Consider the following 17,465-nt stretch of genomic DNA (forward strand, 5'->3'; position numbering starts at 1 on the left):
CGCGCGCGCCTCCTCGTCCCGTCCCGTCACCACCGGAAGGCACCACCATGTCCCGCATCCTCATCGCCGGCGAGAGCTGGATCACCGCGACCACCCACACCAAGGGCGTCGACGAGTTCACCGCCCACTCGTACACCGAGGGCGTCGCGCAGCTCCGGGCCGCCCTGCAGGCCGGCGGCCACGAGGTCGTCCACCTGCCCGCGCACCTCGTGCCCACCGAGTTCCCAGAGACCCAGGAGGCGCTGGACGCCTACGACGTCGTGGTGCTGTCCGACATCGGGGTCAACTCGCTGCAGCTCGCGCCCGCCGTCTTCGAGAAGAGCATCCCCGGTCGAGACCGCGTGCAAGAGCTCGCCCGCTGGGTCGAGGCGGGAGGCGCGCTGCTGATGATCGGCGGCTACCTGTCGTTCTCGGGTTGGCAGGGTCGCGCGGGCTACGCCCGGACCGAGATCGCCGACGTGCTGCCGGTCGAGCTGCTGATCGGCGACGACCGCGTCGAGCGCCCGGCCGGCGTGGTCGCGACCGTGCTCGACGCCGACCACCCCGCCCTCGGCGGCGCCGGCACCGAGTGGCCCCTGCTGCTCGGCTACAACCGCACGGTCGTCAAGCCGGGTGCCGTCGAGCTGGCCCGCCTGGACGGCGACCCGCTCGTCGTCGTCGGCGAGGCCGGCGCCGGGCGCACCGCGGTCTTCACGAGCGACTGCTCGCCGCACTGGGCGCCGCCGGCCTTCTGCGACGAGTGGAGCGGCTACGCCAAGGTGTTCCAGGGCATCGTCTCGTGGCTGACCAGCCGCTGACGCCGGCCGGCCCCTCGGCGGGCCGGGCAGGGCGGGCCGCCGCGCTCGTCGCGCGCTGCTCGGGCGAGCTCGACGCGTCGGCGGCGGTGCCGCTGCTCGCCCGGATGGCCGACGGCACCGTCGTCGACGCCGACTTCGGTCGCTACCTCGCGATCGAGCAGGCGTTCGTCCGAACCGCCGCCCGACTCGCCGGGTACTGCCTCTGGCAGCAGCCCGAATGGTCGAGGGCCGAGCGTCACGCGGCGGCGGTGGCCGACCTCGTCGGCCCGCAGAGCCGGTACTTCGAGCGGTTGCTCGCGACCCGACCCGTCGACGAGGCGACCCTGGGGAACCTGCTGCGCCGCGCCTCCGTCCTCGAGGCGACGGTGACGGCCGCGCTCGACGAGGGCGGCTACGCCGGGGTGGTCACGAGCCTCGCCGCCGCCGAGACCCTCTACCTGCACTGGTGCACGCAGGCTGCCGGGCAGTCGGTGGCCCGGCCCGCCGACGTCCAGGAGTGGATCGACCTGCACGTGACCGGGTCGTTCCGCGAACAGGTCGGCTCCTTGCACCAGCTGGTCGACGAGCTGCCCGCCGACGTGACCGACGCGCAGCTGGACCGGTGGTTCGTCGCCATGCTGCGGGCCGAAGACGCGTTCCACGCGAGCGCGCTCGACGAGGTCGCGGCGTGACCGGGCCCGCCGTCGACCCTGCCAGCGGACCGGCCGTCGACCTCGCCGCCGTCGAGGCCCGTCTCGGCACGGCCGGCGTCGCCTTCGAACGGCTGATCGTGGGGCCCGACGCCGTCGTGGTCGTCTCGTCGTACGGCGGCCGCGTCTACGGGCCGTTCTTCGCGGCGGGCGAGGCCGAGAACTGGCTGCCCGACGCCTTCGGCGACGACGCCTCGTTCGGCGCGCTGGTGGCCGGCGGCGACTGGAACGTCGGCGGCGACCGGGTCTGGATCGGCCCCGAGATCGCCTACATGATCCGCGACCGCAGCGACTACTGGGGCAGCTACGAGATGCCGCCGTCGCTCGACCCCGGCCGGCACGAGCTCGAGCGCACGGGCGACCGCGTCACGATGACCCGGGTCGCCGAGCTCGAGGCCTTCACCGAGCCGACGGGGGCCGTCCGGGCCGAGCTGGGGTTGGTCGTCCGGCCCGCGGCGCACCCGCTGCGCCATCTGCGCGGGGCCTCTGTCGCGAACGGTGACGGGGCGTCCGTGGTCGACTGCGTCGACTACGGCGGTTACGTGACCGAGGTCCGCCTCGAGATCGCCTCGGACGGCGCGCACGAGGCAGAGTCGTGGGTGCTCGACCAGGTCCGGCCCGGGGGGACCGCGTTCGTCTCGGCCGTGCCCGAGGCGCAGGTGACCGACTACTACGAGCCGGTCGGCGACCTGCTGGCCGAGGTGCCGGGCGGCGTCGCCGTGTCGCTCACCGGTGCAGACCGCTTCAAGATCGGCTTCGCCGCACCGCACGTCGCCGGCCGCGTCGGCCACGTGCGCGCCGTGGGCGAGCCCGCCGACGACCGCGCCGTGCTGTTCGTGCGCGGCAGCCACAGCGACCCGTCCGCCGAGTACTCCGAGGAGCCCGACCCGTCGCCCGGCGTCCGGGGCGACTCGCTGCACCTCTACGACGACGACGGCGGGCTCGGCGGGTTCGCCGAGATCGAGGCGCGGGGCACCCCCGTGCTCGGTCCGCGACCCGGGCCCGTCACCGACCGGTTCTCGAGCTGGTGGTTCCGGGGGCGGACCGACGACGTCGCCCGCGTGGCCCAGCACCTGCTCGGGGTGCCGGCCGCGACGGTGGCGCGAGCCGCCCGGGGGGCCGCGCCGCGCCTCCTCGGGTCGTCGACGGCCCCGCCGACGGCCCCGTCGACGCCGACGCCGACATCGCTCGCTCCGACGACCAGCCCGAGCAGCGCCCCGTCCCCGAGCAGCGCCCCGTCCCCGAGAGGAACGACATGACCCCCGAGACCGACCCCGAGGCCGTCGACCGCGCCTACGACGACCTCGTCGCGCTCGTGGAGCACGGTCCGCGCTTCCACGGCACGCCGGGCATCGCGGCCGCAGCCGACTGGCTCGAGCAGCACCTGGGTGCGGTCGGGTGGCCCGTCGAACGGCAGGCCGTGACGCTGCCCGGCTGGCAGCCGGGAGCGGTGCACCGCGTGGTCGTGCACGACCCGATCGTCCGCGAGCTGCCCGCCTGGCCGATGCTCTGGAGCGGCTCGACCGGCGGCCCCCGTCGCGGCACGGTCGAGGCCGTCGGTCCCCAGGGGCTCTGGGGCGACTCGATGACCTGGCGCAAGTTCGTCGTGACCGACGACGGCGGGCGCGTGCTCGCGTACCTGCACGCCCGAGACGACGGCCCCGCCGCGCCGCAGCCCCTGCCCTCGGGGTCGGACCTCGAGGTCGCGCACCTCGCGATCGGCCGGCTCGACGGCCTGCAACTGACCGAGTGGCTGGGTGACGGCAAGGCGCTCGTCGTCGACGTCGAGGCCGACAGCGGTGCCGTCGAGGCGGCGACGAGCGACAACCTGATCGTGGACGTGCCGGGCACGGGCGACGGGTCGGTGCTGCTCTGCGCCCACTACGACAGCTTCTTCAACACCGTGGGCGCCTACGACAACGGCAGCGGGACGATCGCCCTGCTGCACCTCGCCGAGAAGTGGGCGGCTGAGCCGCCGGTGCCGTCGGTCCGCCTCGTGTTCTTCACGGCCGAGGAGTGGCACCTGGGCGGGTCGCGGCACTTCGTCGACACCGCCCCGACCGCCGACCTCGACGCGATCGACTACGTGCTGAACGTCGACGGACTCGGCCGCGGCTCGTTCGTCGAGGCCTTCGGGGCGCCCGAGGCGTTCTCGACGGCGTTCCGCTCGGCCCTGCTTCAGCACGCGGCGGCGACTCGGCCCGACCTCGAACTCGTGACGCGGTTCCCGCCGACGACCGGCACCGACGACGCGTCGTTCTACCGGGCCGGGGTGCCGAGCGCGTTCCTCACCTTCAACGACCTGCACCGGTTGCACCAGCCCGACGACGAGCCGAACCGGGGCATCGCGGCGAACGTGGCCTGGACGGTGCCGCTCGTCGAGCATCTCGTGGCGACCCTGGCGCGGCCGACCCGCGCCGCGCCTCCCGGGGTGCTGTAGGCGCGGGCGGCCGGGCCGGTCGGCGGGGTCGGTCCGGCCCGGCCCGACCCGGCTCGCCCGCTCTGCCTCTCAGCCGACCGGCTCGGCGAAGACGATCCGGTTCTGGTCGTAGTGCCCCGACGAGCGGTCGAAGACGCCGCCGCAGGTGATCAGCCGCAGCTGGTCGGTCGGCTGTGCGCCGAAGACCCGCCCGGTCGGAAACTGGGCCTTCGGCACGTCGAGCACCTCGGTCACCACGTAGCCGACCACGCCGCCCTCGACCGTCGTCACGTCGACGCGGTCGCCCGCGACGAGCTCGTCGAGTCGCGCGAAGACCGCGGGCCCGGAGGCCGAGTCGACGTGTGCGGCGATGACCGTCGGTCCGCGCCCGCCGGGCCGCCCGCCGCCGGTGAACCACCCGACGTCGTCGGCGTCGACGGGCACCTCCATCGCGCCGTCGTCGGCGATGCCGAGGTCGATCAGCGGGGCGTCGAGCCCGATCGCGGGCACCGACACGGCCGCCGGGGCCACGCCCGCGCCGACCACCGCGTCGACCGCAGGAGGCGCGGTGCCGGTCGCCGACGGAGCCGCGGTCGGCGAAGCGCCCGCCCCCGCCCCCGGGGTCGACGACGCCGTCGGTGCGACCACCCCGGGTGACGCGCACCCGGTCAGGGCCAGCACGACGGCGGCGACGACCGCCGCAGGCAAGGGGCGGCGCACGTCAGGCCTGTGCCTGGCGGTGACGACGGGTCAGGACGTACGCGCCCGCGCCGAGCAGGGCCAGCGCGCCGGCACCACCGGCGGCGAGGCCGAAGCCGGCCGTCCCGCCCTCGGTGGCCGCGCCTCCGAGTCCGGTGTCGACGCCGCCGACCGGCACCTGCGTCAGCTGGCCGCGGACCACGCCGGCCGCGAACGACGCCGTGTGCGAGTCGCCCGTGAAGCCGGCCGGGTTCGCCTCGAGCTGCTTCAGGCTGAAGCCGGTGCCCGTGTCGGAGCCGGCGTCGCTCGTCACGCCCGTGGTGAACGGGCCCTGCAAGCAGCCGCTGCTCGTGCGCGTGCCGTCACCGCGGTCGACCGGGTTCGGGAACGCGATGCGCGGCGGGCCGGCCTGCCCCTGGGCCGCCTCGTGGATGTGCGTCGCGGTCTTCGCCGGGCTCTGGTAGTCGCCGGTCACGCCGCGCAGCGTGATGTCGTAGCAGATGACCTCGGTGTCGCTGTTGACGCGGAAGTCGAACGTGCCGGTCGCGCCGGGCTCGCCCGGCGTGGCGACCCCGTCGTTGTTGATCACCTGGTCGGGCGTCGCCATCACCGTGTAGGCGCTGGTGAAGGTGGACGGCTCGGGCACCTCGGTCTCGGCGAACGCGGGGGTCGCGGCGAACAGGGTGACGGCGGTCGCGGCGGCGCCACCGATCGTCAGGGGGCGGATCGCGGTCTTCTTGGTCGTGCGCGTCATCTTCGGCATGCTCCGGGTCCTCTCGACGGGGCGGCGCCCGGGCGGGTGCCGCTCGACAGGGCCTACGTCGGCACCGGCCGATGCGTTCACCCCGGGTCCGAGAAAGTTCGTGCCCCGCCCGATGAACGCGGGAGGCGCGGCGGACGTACACCCCGTCGGCATCCGCGACCGGCGTGGATAGGCTGGAGGTCAGGCGGATGATCGCCGTCATGGGTCGCGCCGCTCCCGTCTCGAGCCGCACGACAGATCGGAGCCCGATGAGCGAGGGGTCGCCGGGGCTCGACGTCCGGGCCGCGTTCGTCGAGCACGGCTCGGCGCTGCTGGGCTTCGCCGTCAACGCCCTGCGCGACCGGTCGCTGGCCGAGGACTGCGTGCAAGAGACGTTCGTCCGCGCCTGGCGGGCCCGCGACTCGTTCGACGCCGACCGCGGCAGCGTCCGCACCTGGCTCTTCGCCATCGAACGCCGCGTGGTGCTCGACGTGCACCGCGCGCGGGGACGCACCCCGTCGCTCGTGCCCTACGACCACGCGCCCGAGCCGGTGGCGACCGTGGCCGACCCGCTCGAACGACTGGGCATGGCCGAGGGCCTCGCCCGCCTGAGCGACGACCACCGGGCGGCCGTCGTGGCCGTCCACCTCGAGGGCCTCAGCTACCGCGAGGTGTCCGACCGCACGGGCGTGCCCGTCGCGACCCTGCGCACCCGCGTGTTCCACGCGCTGCGCGCCCTGCGCACCCACCTCGACGAAGGCGAGACGACCGATGACTGACCGCACGCCAGATGCCGGGGGCGGCGCCGACCGCGGGGCCGGGGGTGGCGCCGGAGCCGGGGGCGGCGCCGGAGCCGGGAACGGTGCCGAGGGCGGGGCCGGTCTCGGTGGCTCCCGTCGCGACGAGCTGATCGCCGCGGCGCTCGCGGACGACCTCTCGCCGGCCGAACGCGCCGAGTTCGACGAGCTGCGTGCCGCCGACCCGGGCGTCGACGCCGAGCTCGACTCGCTCGGCGTCGTCGTCGAGGGGCTGTCGGGCTTCGGGCGCTGGGACGACGTCGCCCCGAGCGACCGGCTGCGCGAACGGGTCGACGCGATCGGCGCCGGAGGGGCCTTCGACGCCGCTGGTGCTACCGGCGGAGCTGGCGTCGCGGGGGACGACGCCGACGCTGCAGACGGTGCCGACGCGACTGTGACCCGGATCGGCCCGCACGTCGCCGCCGCCCGCTCGGGTCGTGGCCGACGCCCCCTGCTGATCGCCGTCGCCGCCGCCGCGTGCCTCGCCGTCGGCGCCGGCGGAGGCGCCCTGCTCGCGACGCCCCGCGACACCGTCGTCGACGGGCCGGCCGGCACCCTGGGGGCCACCGAGCACGTCGACTTCACCGGTCAGCCGGCCGGCGTCGACCTCGACGGCGACCTCGTCGCCCACACCTGGGGCACCGAGACCGTGCTGAGCGTCGACGGCCTGCCGACGGGTTCGGCGTTCACCGTGGTCGTGGTCGGCGACGACGGCCGCGAGTACGAGTCCGGGGCCTTCCTCGGCTCGGACGTCCGCGTCGACTGCCGGTTGAACGCCGCCGTGCTGCGTACCGACGTGGCCTCGGTCGAGATCCGTGCGGCCGACGGGCACGACATCGCCGTGGCGTCGGTGCCGCCGGTCGCGAGCTGACCCGCGCCTCCTGCGCACGAGCCGACCCGCGCCTCCTGATCCGCGCCCCGCGCGTCCGGCGCGGTCGGCTCGCGGGTCAGACGACCGTCAAGGAGGCGCGGGTCGCCTCGATCGTCGCGAGCAGCGACCTCGAGTCGGCCAGCGAGTGCAGGGGCGAGTCGCGCAGCCCGGCGTCCACGTAGGACGCGAGTGCCGTCGCCTGGTAGGCGAGCCCCTGCCGGCCGGTCGGCACGGACGGGTCGCTCCAGACGGCCGAACCGGCACCCGTGGTCAGCTCGAACGTCGCGGGGAAGACCAGGTTCTGCAGCGTGCGGATCGACCCGGTGGTGCCCGAGATGGTGCCGAGCCCGGGCGAGGTGGTCAGCAGGCTCGTGGCGGCGGTCGCGAGCACGCCGTCGGCCGTGCGGGTGACGACGGCGGCGTCGAGGTCGACCCCGTCGGCCCGGGTCGAGCCGGTGGCGTGCCACTCGACGGGGTGCCCGGTCGCGAACTGGGTGAACCAGAAGGCGTAGACGCCGATGTCGAGCAGGGCTCCGCCGCCGAGCGCCGGATCGGCCATGCGCCCGCCGGCCGACAGGTCGTTCGCCCAGGCCACGTCGGCGGTCGCGAGCCGCACGTCGCCGATCGCGCCGTCGGCGAGCAGCTCGGCGATGACGGTGGTGTGCGGCAGGTATCGGGTCCAGAGCGCCTCCATGGCGAGCACGCCGGCGGCGCTCGCCGCGGCCGCGATCTGGTCGGCCTCGGCCGTGCTGGTCGCCATCGGCTTCTCGATCAGGACGTGCTTGCCGGCCCGGATCGCGGTCAGCGCGTCCGGCAGGTGCCGGGTGTGGGGCGTGGCCACGTAGACGACGTCGACGTTCGGGGAGGCGACCAGCGCCTCCTGGTCTCCGTACGCCGCGTCGACGCCGTGGGCGCGGGCGAACGCCTCGGCCCGGTCGAGGCTGCGCGACGCCACGGCGACCACGCGCTGGTCGGTGTGCGCGTGCAGCGCAGCGGTGAAGTCACCGGCGATCTCGCCCGGGCCGATCACGCCCCAGCGCAGGGTCGGCCCGCCGCGCAGCGGGACGGCCGTCGCGGCGGGGAAGCTCGGGGTGTTCGGGGTGCTGGGGGTGCTCGGGGTCTGCGTGGGCATGCGGTCTCCTCGGTGTCACGTCGTCGTGCGTGCGTCCATCTTCGCGCGCACCACGCTCAGCCCTGCTCGGCGAACCGTCCCACGCCGATCACGTCGAGCAAGCGCAGCTTGGCGTCGTCGTCCGACCCGGGCGTCGCCGTCAGCACGAGCAGCGTCTGCGACTGGTCCTCGGTGAAGAGCGCCTGGCAGTTCACCTCGATGCGGCCGAGCTCGGGGTGCAGCAGCGTCTTGCGGTCGTCGAAGCGTTGGTGCACCGCGTGCCGGCTCCAGATCGTCGCGAACTCCTCGCTCGAGGCGAGCAGCGCCTCCACGAGCTCCCTCGGGCGACCGCCGCCACCCGCCAGGCTCAGTGCCGCCCTCAGCCCGGAGGCCTGCAGCTCGAGCTGGTGCGCGTGGTCCTCGACCGGGTAGGAGGCGCGCTCGGCCGGGTCGGTGAACCACCGGTGGAACGCGCTGCGGGCCAGCCCCTCGTACCGCATCTGGTCGCCCAGCAGCGCCACCGCGAGCCTGTTCTGCGCGAGCGTCTCGGCCAGGTCGCTGAGGACGAGCGCCGGCGTGTCGACGAGCCGGTCGAGCACCCGCAGCAGGGCCGGGCTGACGTGGTCGCCGCCCCGCGTCCGACGCGGCGGGTGGTGGCCGGTCAGGCGGTAGAGGTGGTCGCGCTCGTCCAGGCTGAGACGCAGCGCACGGGTCAGGGCGACGACCATCTGCTCGGACGGCTGGGGCCCGCGCTGTTGCTCGAGCCGCGCGTAGTAGTCGGTCGACATGCCGACCAGGGCCGCGACCTCTTCACGGCGGAGGCCCGCGGTGCGCCGCCGGACCCCCTCGGGCAGGCCGACGTCGGCCGGCCGCAGCGCCTCTCGGCGGTGACGGAGGAAGTCGGCGAGCTCGGCACGGTCCATCGCCCCATGCTGTCAGGCGGGGCGTCACCCAGCCAGGGACCGGTGATCCCTGGACGAGCGCTCTCTGCCGACCCGCGCCTCCTGGGGTCAGGCTGGTGTCAGCACCCGCGGTCGTCATCCCGGCGAGCGGCACCCGCCGTGCGGTGCACACAACCCACGCCGCGCCGCGCGCGGCACCCCACGAAGGAGCAACAGTGAAGATCAGCGGCAACACCGTGTTCATCCCCGGAGCGACGTCCGGCATCGGCCTGGGCCTGGCCCTGCGCCTGCAGGCCGCCGGCAACACCGTCATCGTGGCCGGCCGCCGCCGGGCCCTGCTCGACGAGATCGTCCGCGACCACCCGGGCGTCGAGGCCGTCGAGCTCGACACGACCGACCCGCAGGCCGTCGTCGACGTCTCGGCCGAGGTCCAGCGCCGCTGGCCCGAGACCGACGTGCTCGTGGCGATGGCCGGCATCATGCAGACCGAAGACGTCACGACCGGCGACTTCCTCGCGACCGCCGAGGCGACCGTCACGACGAACCTGCTCGGTCCGATCCGGTTGATCGCCGCGTGGACGTCGTTCTTGCAGACGAAGCCGGCCGCGTCGATCGTGACCGTCTCGTCGGGGCTCGCGAGCGTGCCGCTGCCGATCACGCCGACCTACTCGGCGACCAAGGCTGCGATCCACTCGTTCAGCGAGTCCATCCGCGTGCAGCTCGAGGGCACCAGCGTGCAGGTCGTCGAGCTCGTGCCGCCGGCCGTGCAGACCACCCTGCTCGGGCAGCAGGACGACCCCTCGGCCATGCCGCTCGACGAGTACCTCGACGAGACCATGGCCCTGCTCGAGGCCCAGCCCGACGCCCACGAGATCCTGGTCGAGCGCGTGAAGGCCTTGCGCCACGCCGAGGCCGAGGGGCGGTACGACGCAGTGCTGGCGCGGCTCAGCGGGCACTGAGCCGGGACGGGTCGGACGGAGTCGGCGGGGCAGCGGGTGATGTCGGGCACCGGGCACCGGGCGACAAGTTGGCGGGTACGGCATCGGCGCCATCGGGTTGGCGGGTACGGCATCGGCGCGCTCAGGGTCTTCGGGCACCCCGGTCTTCGGCACCGCGTCGTGTCGGGCACTGTGTCGTGCCGGGCACCGCGCCCTAGGCTGGACGCATGAGTGCATGGGGTGACTGGGGTCCGGCCGTGGCGGCGATCGTTGTTGCCGTCGTCTACCTCGCGATCGTCGTGAGCATCGTCCGGGCCGTCCGCCGGCGAGCCGACACGACCCCGCTCGAGCGCACCGTCTGGACGGTCGCCGCCGTGCTCTTCCCGATCGGCGCCGGGGCCGTGTGGCTGTTGCTCGGGCCGCACCCGCTGGGCCTCCGCATCGATCGCGAGCACGAGTAGCCCAGGCCGAGCACGGCCCCGCCTCCGGGTGGGCACGGCCTCGCCTCCGGCTGGGCACGCCCCCGCGTGGCACGGCGCCGCCCTTGAGGGACACGGCCCACCTCCGGGCGGCTCGACTGTCGGCGGCCGCGTCTAGCCTGCGGAGGTGACCAACGCCCCGCCCGCACCCGACGCCTGCCGAGGAGGCGCGGGTGGGCCCCTCGAGACCGCCTGCGGCCGCCCGGTCGACGCGTCGTCGCCCGTGCCGCTCTGCGACCGGCACCTGGCCGTCGCCGCCGACTGGGTGGCGGCACGCGAGGGCTCGGGCGACGGAGTGACCGACCTGCTGCCGTCACCGTGCCTCGCGTGCGGCTCACGGCTCGGCGTGCACTGGCCGTCGGGCTGGCTCTGCGCCGTCTGCGAGTGGCGGCAGGGCGACGTGCCCGACGCCGAGCTCGGGGTGGTGAGGGTCGACGTCGTCTACTACATCCGCTTCGACGACCGCATCAAGATCGGCACCTCGTCGAACCCGCGGCAGCGCCTGGGCACCCTCTGGCACGACGAGCTGCTGGCCTTCGAGCGGGGCGACCGCGTGGTCGAGCGGCGACGGCACGGTCAGTTCGCGTCGACGCGCTTCGGTCGCACCGAGTGGTTCGCGCCCAGCACCGAGCTCGACGCCCATGTCGCGGCGCTCGCCGCAGGGGTCGACGACCCGTGGCAGCGGTACGCCCGCTGGCGCAGCGAAGCGCTGGCCCTCCGCGGCTGACTCCGGTCCGTGCCGGGGCGAGAGCCTCGTCGCACCGCGTTTCGTGCCCCGCACCGCGACTAGAACGGGTGCCGTGCACGAAACGCGGTGCGGTGTCGTCGCCGCGCCCAGCCGTCCGGTGCGCGCCGGGGTCAGGGGCGCAGGTAGGCGTCGACGAGCAGCGGGCCACGGATGGCCCGCAGCTCGTCGAGCAGCAGCGGCACCGTCTGCCGGGTCAGCCCCGAGAGCTGCAGGTCGTGCGGGCCGAGGGGTGGCAGCTTGCCCGTGCGCAGTCGCACGACCTGCCAGCCTGCCGCGCGGAGGGCCGCGTCCTTGCGCCGGTCGGCGGTCTCGCGGTGTCCGACGTGCTCGAGCCCGTGCCGCCCGGTCGAGTCGTACTCGATGGCGACCCGCAGCTCGCTCAGCACGATGTCGGGCCACACCTCGACGTGGTCGAAGAACGGACGCCCGACACGCACGGCGTTGAGCCCGGGCTCGAACTCGAGCCGGGCCGTCAACTCGGCCCGCAGCTCGGCCTCGACCGCCGACGCCGGCTTCGGCGCACACACGCTGGTGAACGGGGTGCCCGTCGGCAGCACCGGCGTCTTGTCGCAGACCGGTCGCGAGGCCCGCGTCGGTCGCGGGGCGCGACCGGACCGGGAGGCGCGGGCGGGCTCGGACGCGCGGCTCGGCTGGGAGGCCCGGGCGGGCTCGGAGGCGCGGCTCGGCTGGGAGGCGCGGGCGGGCTCGGAGGCGCGGGCGGGCTGGGAGGCGCGGGCGGGCTCGGACGCGCGGCTCGGCTGGGAGGCGCGGGCGGGCTTGGAGGCGCGGCTCGGCTGGGAGGCGCGGGCGGGCTGGGAGGCGCGCGCCGGCTCGGACGAGCGGGCGGCCTCGGCTTGCTCCCGCACGGCAGCCGCAGGAGCCATCGGCGGGCGCATCGGCAGCGCGCGCGGCGCGGCCAGTTCGCTGCAGGTGGGGCACCACGACGACCGGCGTCGCTCGCGCCCCGGCCGATGCCGCTGCTCGTCGGGAGTGGCCACGAACACGTGGCCGGCGTCGCAGAGCCAGCACAGCCACACGTCGGCCGCGGGCGGGATCTGGCTGAGCACGATGCCCCCGTTGTGCTCGGGGCGGTACTGCCGCACGAGCACCGGGTACGACGCCCACGCCTCGCGGTAGCTGCCCACCGCGTAGGGCACGGCGAGGCCGCGCGACGTCTGGCGTCGCGCCCACCAGGCGGCGATCGGCTCGGGCACGCGCACACGGTACGACGGGCCACCGACATCCGAACCCGCCTCCCAGGCCATGAACCCCGTTCACGAAGACGAACCACGGGAAAACGGGGTTCGTCTTCGTGAACGGGGTTCGGCGAGACGCAGTCCGGCCGGCCCGGCCCGGCCCGACCCGGCCCGGCCCGGCCCGGCCACCTCCGACACCCGTACCATCGACCGGATGCCCGACACCGCGCCTCCCGACGTGCCCACCCCCGCCGCAGCCCCCGCAGCCGCCGCAGCCCCCGCCGCAGCCGCAGCAGCCCCCGCCGACGTCCACGCCCGGGGCTTCGTCCGCGTGCGCGGCGCCCGCGAGAACAACCTGCGTGCGGTCGACGTCGACGTGCCGCGCGACAGCATCGTCGCGTTCACGGGCGTCTCGGGCTCGGGCAAGTCGTCGCTGGCCTTCGGCACGATCTTCGCCGAGGCGCAGCGCCGGTTCTTCGAGTCCGTCGCCCCCTACGCGCGCCGGCTGATCGCGCAGGGCGGCACACCGCACGTCGACGAGATCACGGGTCTGCCCCCCGCCGTCGCCCTGCAGCAGCGTCGCGGAGCCCCGAGCTCACGCTCGACCGTCGGCACCCTGACCACCCTGTCGAACTCGATGCGGATGCTCTACTCGCGGGCCGGCAGCTACCCCGCCGGCGCCGACCGGCTCGAGTCCGACTCGTTCTCGCCGAACACCGTCGCCGGGGCCTGCCCGCGCTGCCACGGCCTCGGCGTCGCCCACGAGGTGACCGAGTCGTCGGCCGTCCACGACCCCTCGCTGAGCATCCGCGACGGCGCGATCACCGCCTGGCCCGGAGCCTGGCAGGGCAAGAACCTCCGCGACGTCACGAGCGTCCTCGGCTACGACATCGACCGCCCCTGGCGCGAGCTGCCCCAGGCCGACCGCGACTGGCTGCTGTTCACCGACGAGCAGCCCGTCGTCGAGGTGAACCCCCAACGCGACCGGGTCGCGAAGCCCTACAAGGGCCGCTTCTGGAGTGCCCGCGCCTTCGTCATGCACACCCTCGCCGACTCGCAGAGCGAGACGCAGCGCACCAAGGTGCTGCGGTACGTCGAGAGCGGGCCGTGCTCGCTCTGCGGTGGCAGCGGACTGACCCGGGCGGCGCTCGCGGTGACCTTCGCGGGCCGGACGATCGCCGAGCTGAACGCCCTGCCGATCGCCGAGCTGGGCGACGTCCTGCGGCCGACCGCGACCCTGACGAGCGCGTCCGCCGCCGTGTCGAACGCCTCGTCGGGCGAGGTCACCGAGGTCGCCGTCCGCCTCGCCGCCGACCTGTTGGCCCGCACGACCGTGCTCGACGACCTCGGGCTCGGCTACCTCAGCCTCGGCCGGGTGACGCCCACCCTCTCGCCCGGCGAGATGCAGCGGCTGCGCATCGCGACGCAGCTGCGGTCGGGCCTGTTCGGAGTCGTCTACGTGCTCGACGAGCCGAGCGCCGGCCTGCACCCCGCCGACGCCGAGTCGCTCGTCGAGGTGCTCGAACGGCTGCGGGCGAGCGGCAACTCGGTCTTCGTCGTCGAGCACGACATGAGCATCGTGCGCCGCGCCGACTGGGTCGTCGACGTCGGCCCGGGGGCCGGCAGCCAAGGAGGCGCGGTGCTCTACAGCGGGCCCGTCGCCGGGCTCGCCGGGGTCGCCGACTCGGTGACGCGACGCTTCCTCGAGCCGCTCGTCGCGGCTCGCGCCCAGAGCGAGCCGCCCGTCCGCCGCGAACCGGTCGACACGCTCGAGCTGCGGGGCGTCACCCGCCACAACCTCGACGGCGTCGACGTCGACCTGCCGCTCGGCGTCCTGACCGCGGTGACGGGGGTGTCGGGCTCGGGCAAGTCGACGCTGGTCGGCGGCGTGCTGGCCGAGACGGCGACCGGGCACGAGCGGATCGACCGCGTGGTCCAGGTCGACCAGAAGCCGATCGGCCGGACGCCGCGGTCGAACCTCGCGACCTACACGGGCCTGTTCGACGCCGTGCGGCAGGCCTTCGCGGCGACCGACCTGGCGCGAGAGCGCGGCTACGGCGCCGGACGCTTCTCGTTCAACGTCGTCGGCGGCCGCTGCGAGGTCTGCCAGGGCGAGGGGTTCGTCTCGGTCGAACTGCTGTTCCTGCCCGGCAGCTACTCGCCCTGCCCCGAGTGCCACGGCGCCCGGTTCAACCCCGAGACCCTCGAGGTCACCTGGCACGGGGCGACGGTGGCCGATGTGCTCGCGATGACGGTGGACGAGGCCGCGACGTTCCTGGCCGAGGTGACCAGCGCCTCCCGGGCCCTCGAGACGCTGCGGCAGGTCGGGCTCGGCTACCTGCGGCTCGGGCAGCCGGCGACCGAGTTGTCGGGCGGCGAGGCGCAGCGCATCAAGCTGGCGACCGAGCTGCAGCGGGCGCGCACCGGTCACACGCTCTACCTGCTCGACGAGCCGACGACGGGGCTGCACCCGGCCGACGTCGAACTGCTCGTCGCCCAGCTGCAGCTGCTCGTCGACGCCGGCAACACCGTCGTGGTGGTCGAGCACCACATGGGCGTCGTCGCCGCGGCCGACCACGTGATCGACCTCGGCCCCGGGGGAGGCGACGCCGGCGGCCGCGTCCTCGCCGTCGGCACGCCCGAGCAGGTGGCGGAGGCGTCCGGCAGTCGGACCGCGCCGTACCTCGCGGCGGCGCTGCCGGGCTGACCCGCCGAGAGCGGACGAGCCCACGAGCCGCCGACGCGACGAGCCGACGGGCCGACGAGTTGCCGAGCCGCCGAGCCGAGGAGGCGCGGTGCAGCCGACCCGCGCCTCCTGCCCTCGCGACCCGCGCCTCCTGCCCTCGCGACATCCAGACGAGACACGACGTGCCGCCCACCGGTAGAGGGGCGGCACGTCGTGTCGGAGCGGGGGCTACGGCGAGACCATGCCACCGTTCACGTTGAGCGTCTCGCCCGAGACGAAGCTCGACTCGGCCGACGCGAGGAACACGTAGGCCGGAGCCTGCTCGGCGGGCTGCCCGGCACGGCCGAGCGGCGCCTCGCTCGAGCCGAACTCGGGCAGCGACTCGGGGTCGACGCCGTCGGTGACCTGCAGCACCGTCCAGGTCGGGCCCGGGGCGACGACGTTGACGCGGATGCCCTTCTTGATCAGCTGCTGCGCCATGCCCTTCGACAGGTTGTTGACGGCGCCCTTGGTGGCCGCGTAGTCGAGGCGGTCGGGAGCCGGCGTGTGCGCCTCGGCCGACGCCGTGTTGATGATGGTCGAGCCGGGGGCCAGGTGCGGGACGGCTGCCTTGACGATCCAGAACGGCGCGTAGACGTTGGTGCGGAAGGTCAGGTCGAACTGCTCGTCGGTGATGTCGGCGATGTCCTCGTGCCAGACCTGCTTGCCGGCGACGTTGACGACGGCGTCGAGGCCGCCGAGCCCGTCGACCGCCTTCTCGACCAGTTCGCGACAGAAGGAGGCGCTGGTCAGGTCGCCGGGGAGTGCCACGGCCTTCTGCCCCGCGGCCTCGATCATCGCGATCACGTGGTCGGCGTCGGACTGCTCGCTCGGCAGGTAGTTCAGCGCGACGTCGGCACCCTCACGGGCGTAGGCGATGGCGACGGCGGCCCCGATGCCGGAGTCGGCACCCGTGATGAGCGCCTTGCGGCCGGTCAGGCGGCCGGTGCCGCGGTAGGTCTCCTCGCCGAGGTCGGGCACGGGCGTCATCTTCGACTGCAGGCCGGGCTCGTCCTGGTGCTGCACCTCGGGGCTGATCGTCGGGTAGAGCGTGCGCGGGTCGGCGAAGGTGTACTGGTCGCGGGTCATGCGGGGTCCTCTCGTGGTCGCGGTGCCCTGGACGGTACGCCGGGTGCACTGCGGGTCGTACCCCGCGGGTGGGTTCCTGCTCCGGGGTACGACTTCACACGGTGGGCGCGACCGGCGGGCGTAGGCAGGTCGGGTGTCGCGACGAGCGCGGCCGGGACGGAGTGGGCATCATGGCGACCGAGATCACCGAGGGCGGGCAGGCGACGATGGACGCCGTCGAGCGCATGCGCGACCAGGAGCGCCCGCTCGACGAGCGCTTCACCGACGACTTCACCGACCACGACCCGGCGGACGGGCAGCCCGAGGGCGGCGGGGGCATCGCCTGGTTCTGGGAGACGTTCGGCGAGTCGTTCGGCGACGTCGACCGCACGGTGCTCGAGACGATCGTGACGCCGACGAAGTTCGTCACGATCAGCGACCTGTCGGGCACCCACACGGGTGAGTTCATGGGGCACGCGCCGACCGGCAAGCGGTTCACGGTGCGCAACGTGCAGGTGATCGGCTACCGCGACGGCAAGGCGTGCGACCGCTGGGGGTCGACGGACGTGCTGGGCATCCTGCAGCAGCTCGGGCTCGTCTGACGCTCGGGACTGCTTGCCCGCCCGCGTCCGTCGTCGCGGGCGTCGAGTGGTCCCAGAACGTCCTTCCGTCGTACGCGGAGGACGTTTTGCGACCACTCGACCGGCCCGTCGGCGGGCGTCGACGGGTGCGAGGTCGCGTCAGCGCGTGACGGCGAAGGCCGGGGGAGGCGCGTCGGACGTCGCCCCCGTTCCGCACGCCACGGCGCGGGCGATGCGTTCGACCAGTTCGTCCGGCACCGGTCGGCCCCAGCCGAAGGCGACGGTGTCCTTGGCGCGGCGGTGCGGAGAGACGTCGCCTTCGAGGGCTCCGTCGAATCGCGGGACCGGGTAGATGCCGAGATGGCGGGTCCATGCCGCGAAGTAGAGCGTGCGGCCGTCGGCGAAGCGGATGGCGGGCATGCCGTACTTGAGGCTCTCGACCCCGCCGGAGCACCCGGCATGGATCGCCCCCCTCACCCGCTCGAGCGCTTCGCGCTTCTCGGGCGGGAACCCCGCGATGTACTGATCGACCACGCTGTCGCTCATGACGAGTCCTCTCGTTCGCTGGGCACCAGTGTGCGACGGAACGCCCCGCGCCGCCAGCCCCGGGCCGCTCCAGGCAGTCGTGATTTTCGACCTTCCTGGTGTGCTGACGATCCGCGTCGGCACCCGCGCGATGGTGAGGCTCTGCGGGCTCCCACAC

At 74.5% G+C, this 17,465-nt stretch carries 18 protein-coding genes; 11 read left to right on the top strand and 7 right to left on the bottom strand.

The features are described from left to right. Window positions 1–47: 47 nt before the first annotated feature. From ITJ55_RS09635 to ITJ55_RS09650, 4 genes are read left to right on the top strand one after another with little or no spacing between them, the layout of a single operon-like run. Window positions 48–797, top strand: coding sequence for a glutamine amidotransferase (locus tag ITJ55_RS09635; RefSeq protein ID WP_194595164.1), 750 nt, complete (start codon window positions 48–50; stop codon window positions 795–797). Then, entirely contained in the window at window positions 779–1,468 is a 690-nt protein-coding gene (locus ITJ55_RS09640; RefSeq protein ID WP_194595165.1) for a TenA family protein, read from the top strand. The genes ITJ55_RS09635 and ITJ55_RS09640 overlap by 19 nt, the downstream gene beginning before the upstream one ends. Further along, window positions 1,465–2,745, top strand: coding sequence for a hypothetical protein (locus ITJ55_RS09645; protein ID WP_194595166.1), 1,281 nt, complete (start codon window positions 1,465–1,467; stop codon window positions 2,743–2,745). The genes ITJ55_RS09640 and ITJ55_RS09645 overlap by 4 nt, the downstream gene beginning before the upstream one ends. After that, entirely contained in the window at window positions 2,742–3,926 is a 1,185-nt protein-coding gene (locus ITJ55_RS09650; protein WP_194595167.1) for a M28 family metallopeptidase, read from the top strand. The genes ITJ55_RS09645 and ITJ55_RS09650 overlap by 4 nt, the downstream gene beginning before the upstream one ends. A gap of 69 nt (window positions 3,927–3,995) precedes the next feature. On the opposite strand, the gene ITJ55_RS09655 is transcribed toward ITJ55_RS09650, so the two are convergent. After that, on the bottom strand, window positions 3,996–4,625 hold the full coding sequence (locus tag ITJ55_RS09655) for a sortase domain-bontaining protein (protein WP_370544103.1): 630 nt from the start codon (window positions 4,623–4,625) through the stop codon (window positions 3,996–3,998). A 1-nt stretch (window position 4,626) separates the two neighbouring features. After that, complete coding sequence (locus tag ITJ55_RS09660; protein ID WP_194595168.1) at window positions 4,627–5,367, bottom strand: CHRD domain-containing protein; 741 nt, start codon at window positions 5,365–5,367, stop codon at window positions 4,627–4,629. Window positions 5,368–5,555: 188 nt separating this feature from the next. Here ITJ55_RS09660 and ITJ55_RS09665 point away from each other — a divergent pair, with 188 nt between their 5' ends. Both ITJ55_RS09665 and ITJ55_RS09670 read left to right on the top strand, forming a co-directional pair. Next, entirely contained in the window at window positions 5,556–6,125 is a 570-nt protein-coding gene (locus tag ITJ55_RS09665) for an RNA polymerase sigma factor (RefSeq protein ID WP_056259293.1), read from the top strand. Then, window positions 6,118–7,014: a hypothetical protein gene (locus ITJ55_RS09670; RefSeq protein WP_194595169.1), complete on the top strand. Its 897-nt coding sequence runs from the start codon at window positions 6,118–6,120 to the stop codon at window positions 7,012–7,014. Before ITJ55_RS09665 ends, ITJ55_RS09670 begins: the two co-directional genes overlap by 8 nt. 76 nt (window positions 7,015–7,090) lie before the next feature. Here ITJ55_RS09670 and ITJ55_RS09675 read toward each other — a convergent pair whose 3' ends face one another. Further along, complete coding sequence (locus ITJ55_RS09675) at window positions 7,091–8,146, bottom strand: Gfo/Idh/MocA family protein (protein WP_194595170.1); 1,056 nt, start codon at window positions 8,144–8,146, stop codon at window positions 7,091–7,093. 56 nt (window positions 8,147–8,202) lie between these two features. After that, window positions 8,203–9,048 (bottom strand): helix-turn-helix transcriptional regulator, encoded by an 846-nt coding sequence (locus tag ITJ55_RS09680; RefSeq protein ID WP_194595171.1) that lies wholly within the window; start codon window positions 9,046–9,048, stop codon window positions 8,203–8,205. A 194-nt stretch (window positions 9,049–9,242) separates the two neighbouring features. Between ITJ55_RS09680 and ITJ55_RS09685 the strand changes: the two genes are divergently transcribed. The 3 genes from ITJ55_RS09685 (at window position 9,243) to ITJ55_RS09695 (ending at window position 11,171) form a co-directional block, all read left to right on the top strand. Continuing rightward, entirely contained in the window at window positions 9,243–9,986 is a 744-nt protein-coding gene (locus ITJ55_RS09685; protein WP_194595172.1) for an SDR family NAD(P)-dependent oxidoreductase, read from the top strand. Window positions 9,987–10,192: 206 nt separating this feature from the next. Further along, a complete protein-coding gene (locus tag ITJ55_RS09690; RefSeq protein ID WP_194595173.1) occupies window positions 10,193–10,426 on the top strand; it encodes a PLDc N-terminal domain-containing protein in 234 nt (77 codons plus the stop codon). A 241-nt stretch (window positions 10,427–10,667) separates the two neighbouring features. Next, window positions 10,668–11,171, top strand: coding sequence for a GIY-YIG nuclease family protein (locus ITJ55_RS09695; RefSeq protein WP_370544151.1), 504 nt, complete (start codon window positions 10,668–10,670; stop codon window positions 11,169–11,171). Window positions 11,172–11,302: 131 nt separating this feature from the next. On the opposite strand, the gene ITJ55_RS09700 is transcribed toward ITJ55_RS09695, so the two are convergent. Continuing rightward, entirely contained in the window at window positions 11,303–12,406 is a 1,104-nt protein-coding gene (locus tag ITJ55_RS09700) for a hypothetical protein (RefSeq protein WP_194595174.1), read from the bottom strand. A gap of 196 nt (window positions 12,407–12,602) precedes the next feature. On the opposite strand from ITJ55_RS09700, the gene ITJ55_RS09705 reads away from it, so the two are divergent. Then, window positions 12,603–15,095 carry an excinuclease ABC subunit UvrA gene (locus ITJ55_RS09705; RefSeq protein WP_194595175.1) on the top strand — a complete coding sequence of 831 codons (2,493 nt, stop codon included), beginning with the start codon at window positions 12,603–12,605 and terminating at the stop codon, window positions 15,093–15,095. Between the two features lie 207 nt (window positions 15,096–15,302). On the opposite strand, the gene ITJ55_RS09710 is transcribed toward ITJ55_RS09705, so the two are convergent. After that, the gene (locus ITJ55_RS09710) at window positions 15,303–16,202 is read right to left on the bottom strand and encodes an SDR family oxidoreductase (RefSeq protein WP_194595176.1); all 900 of its coding nucleotides are present in this window, start codon (window positions 16,200–16,202) and stop codon (window positions 15,303–15,305) included. Window positions 16,203–16,372: 170 nt separating this feature from the next. Here ITJ55_RS09710 and ITJ55_RS09715 point away from each other — a divergent pair, with 170 nt between their 5' ends. Beyond that, window positions 16,373–16,783 carry an ester cyclase gene (locus tag ITJ55_RS09715; RefSeq protein ID WP_194595177.1) on the top strand — a complete coding sequence of 137 codons (411 nt, stop codon included), beginning with the start codon at window positions 16,373–16,375 and terminating at the stop codon, window positions 16,781–16,783. Between the two features lie 138 nt (window positions 16,784–16,921). Here the strand turns inward: ITJ55_RS09715 and ITJ55_RS09720 are convergent, their stop codons facing one another. Continuing rightward, window positions 16,922–17,308: an iron chaperone gene (locus ITJ55_RS09720; RefSeq protein WP_194595178.1), complete on the bottom strand. Its 387-nt coding sequence runs from the start codon at window positions 17,306–17,308 to the stop codon at window positions 16,922–16,924. Window positions 17,309–17,465 lie beyond the last annotated feature (157 nt).

Source organism: Frigoribacterium sp. VKM Ac-1396 (assembly GCF_015350895.1).
Classification (GTDB): domain Bacteria; phylum Actinomycetota; class Actinomycetes; order Actinomycetales; family Microbacteriaceae; genus Frigoribacterium.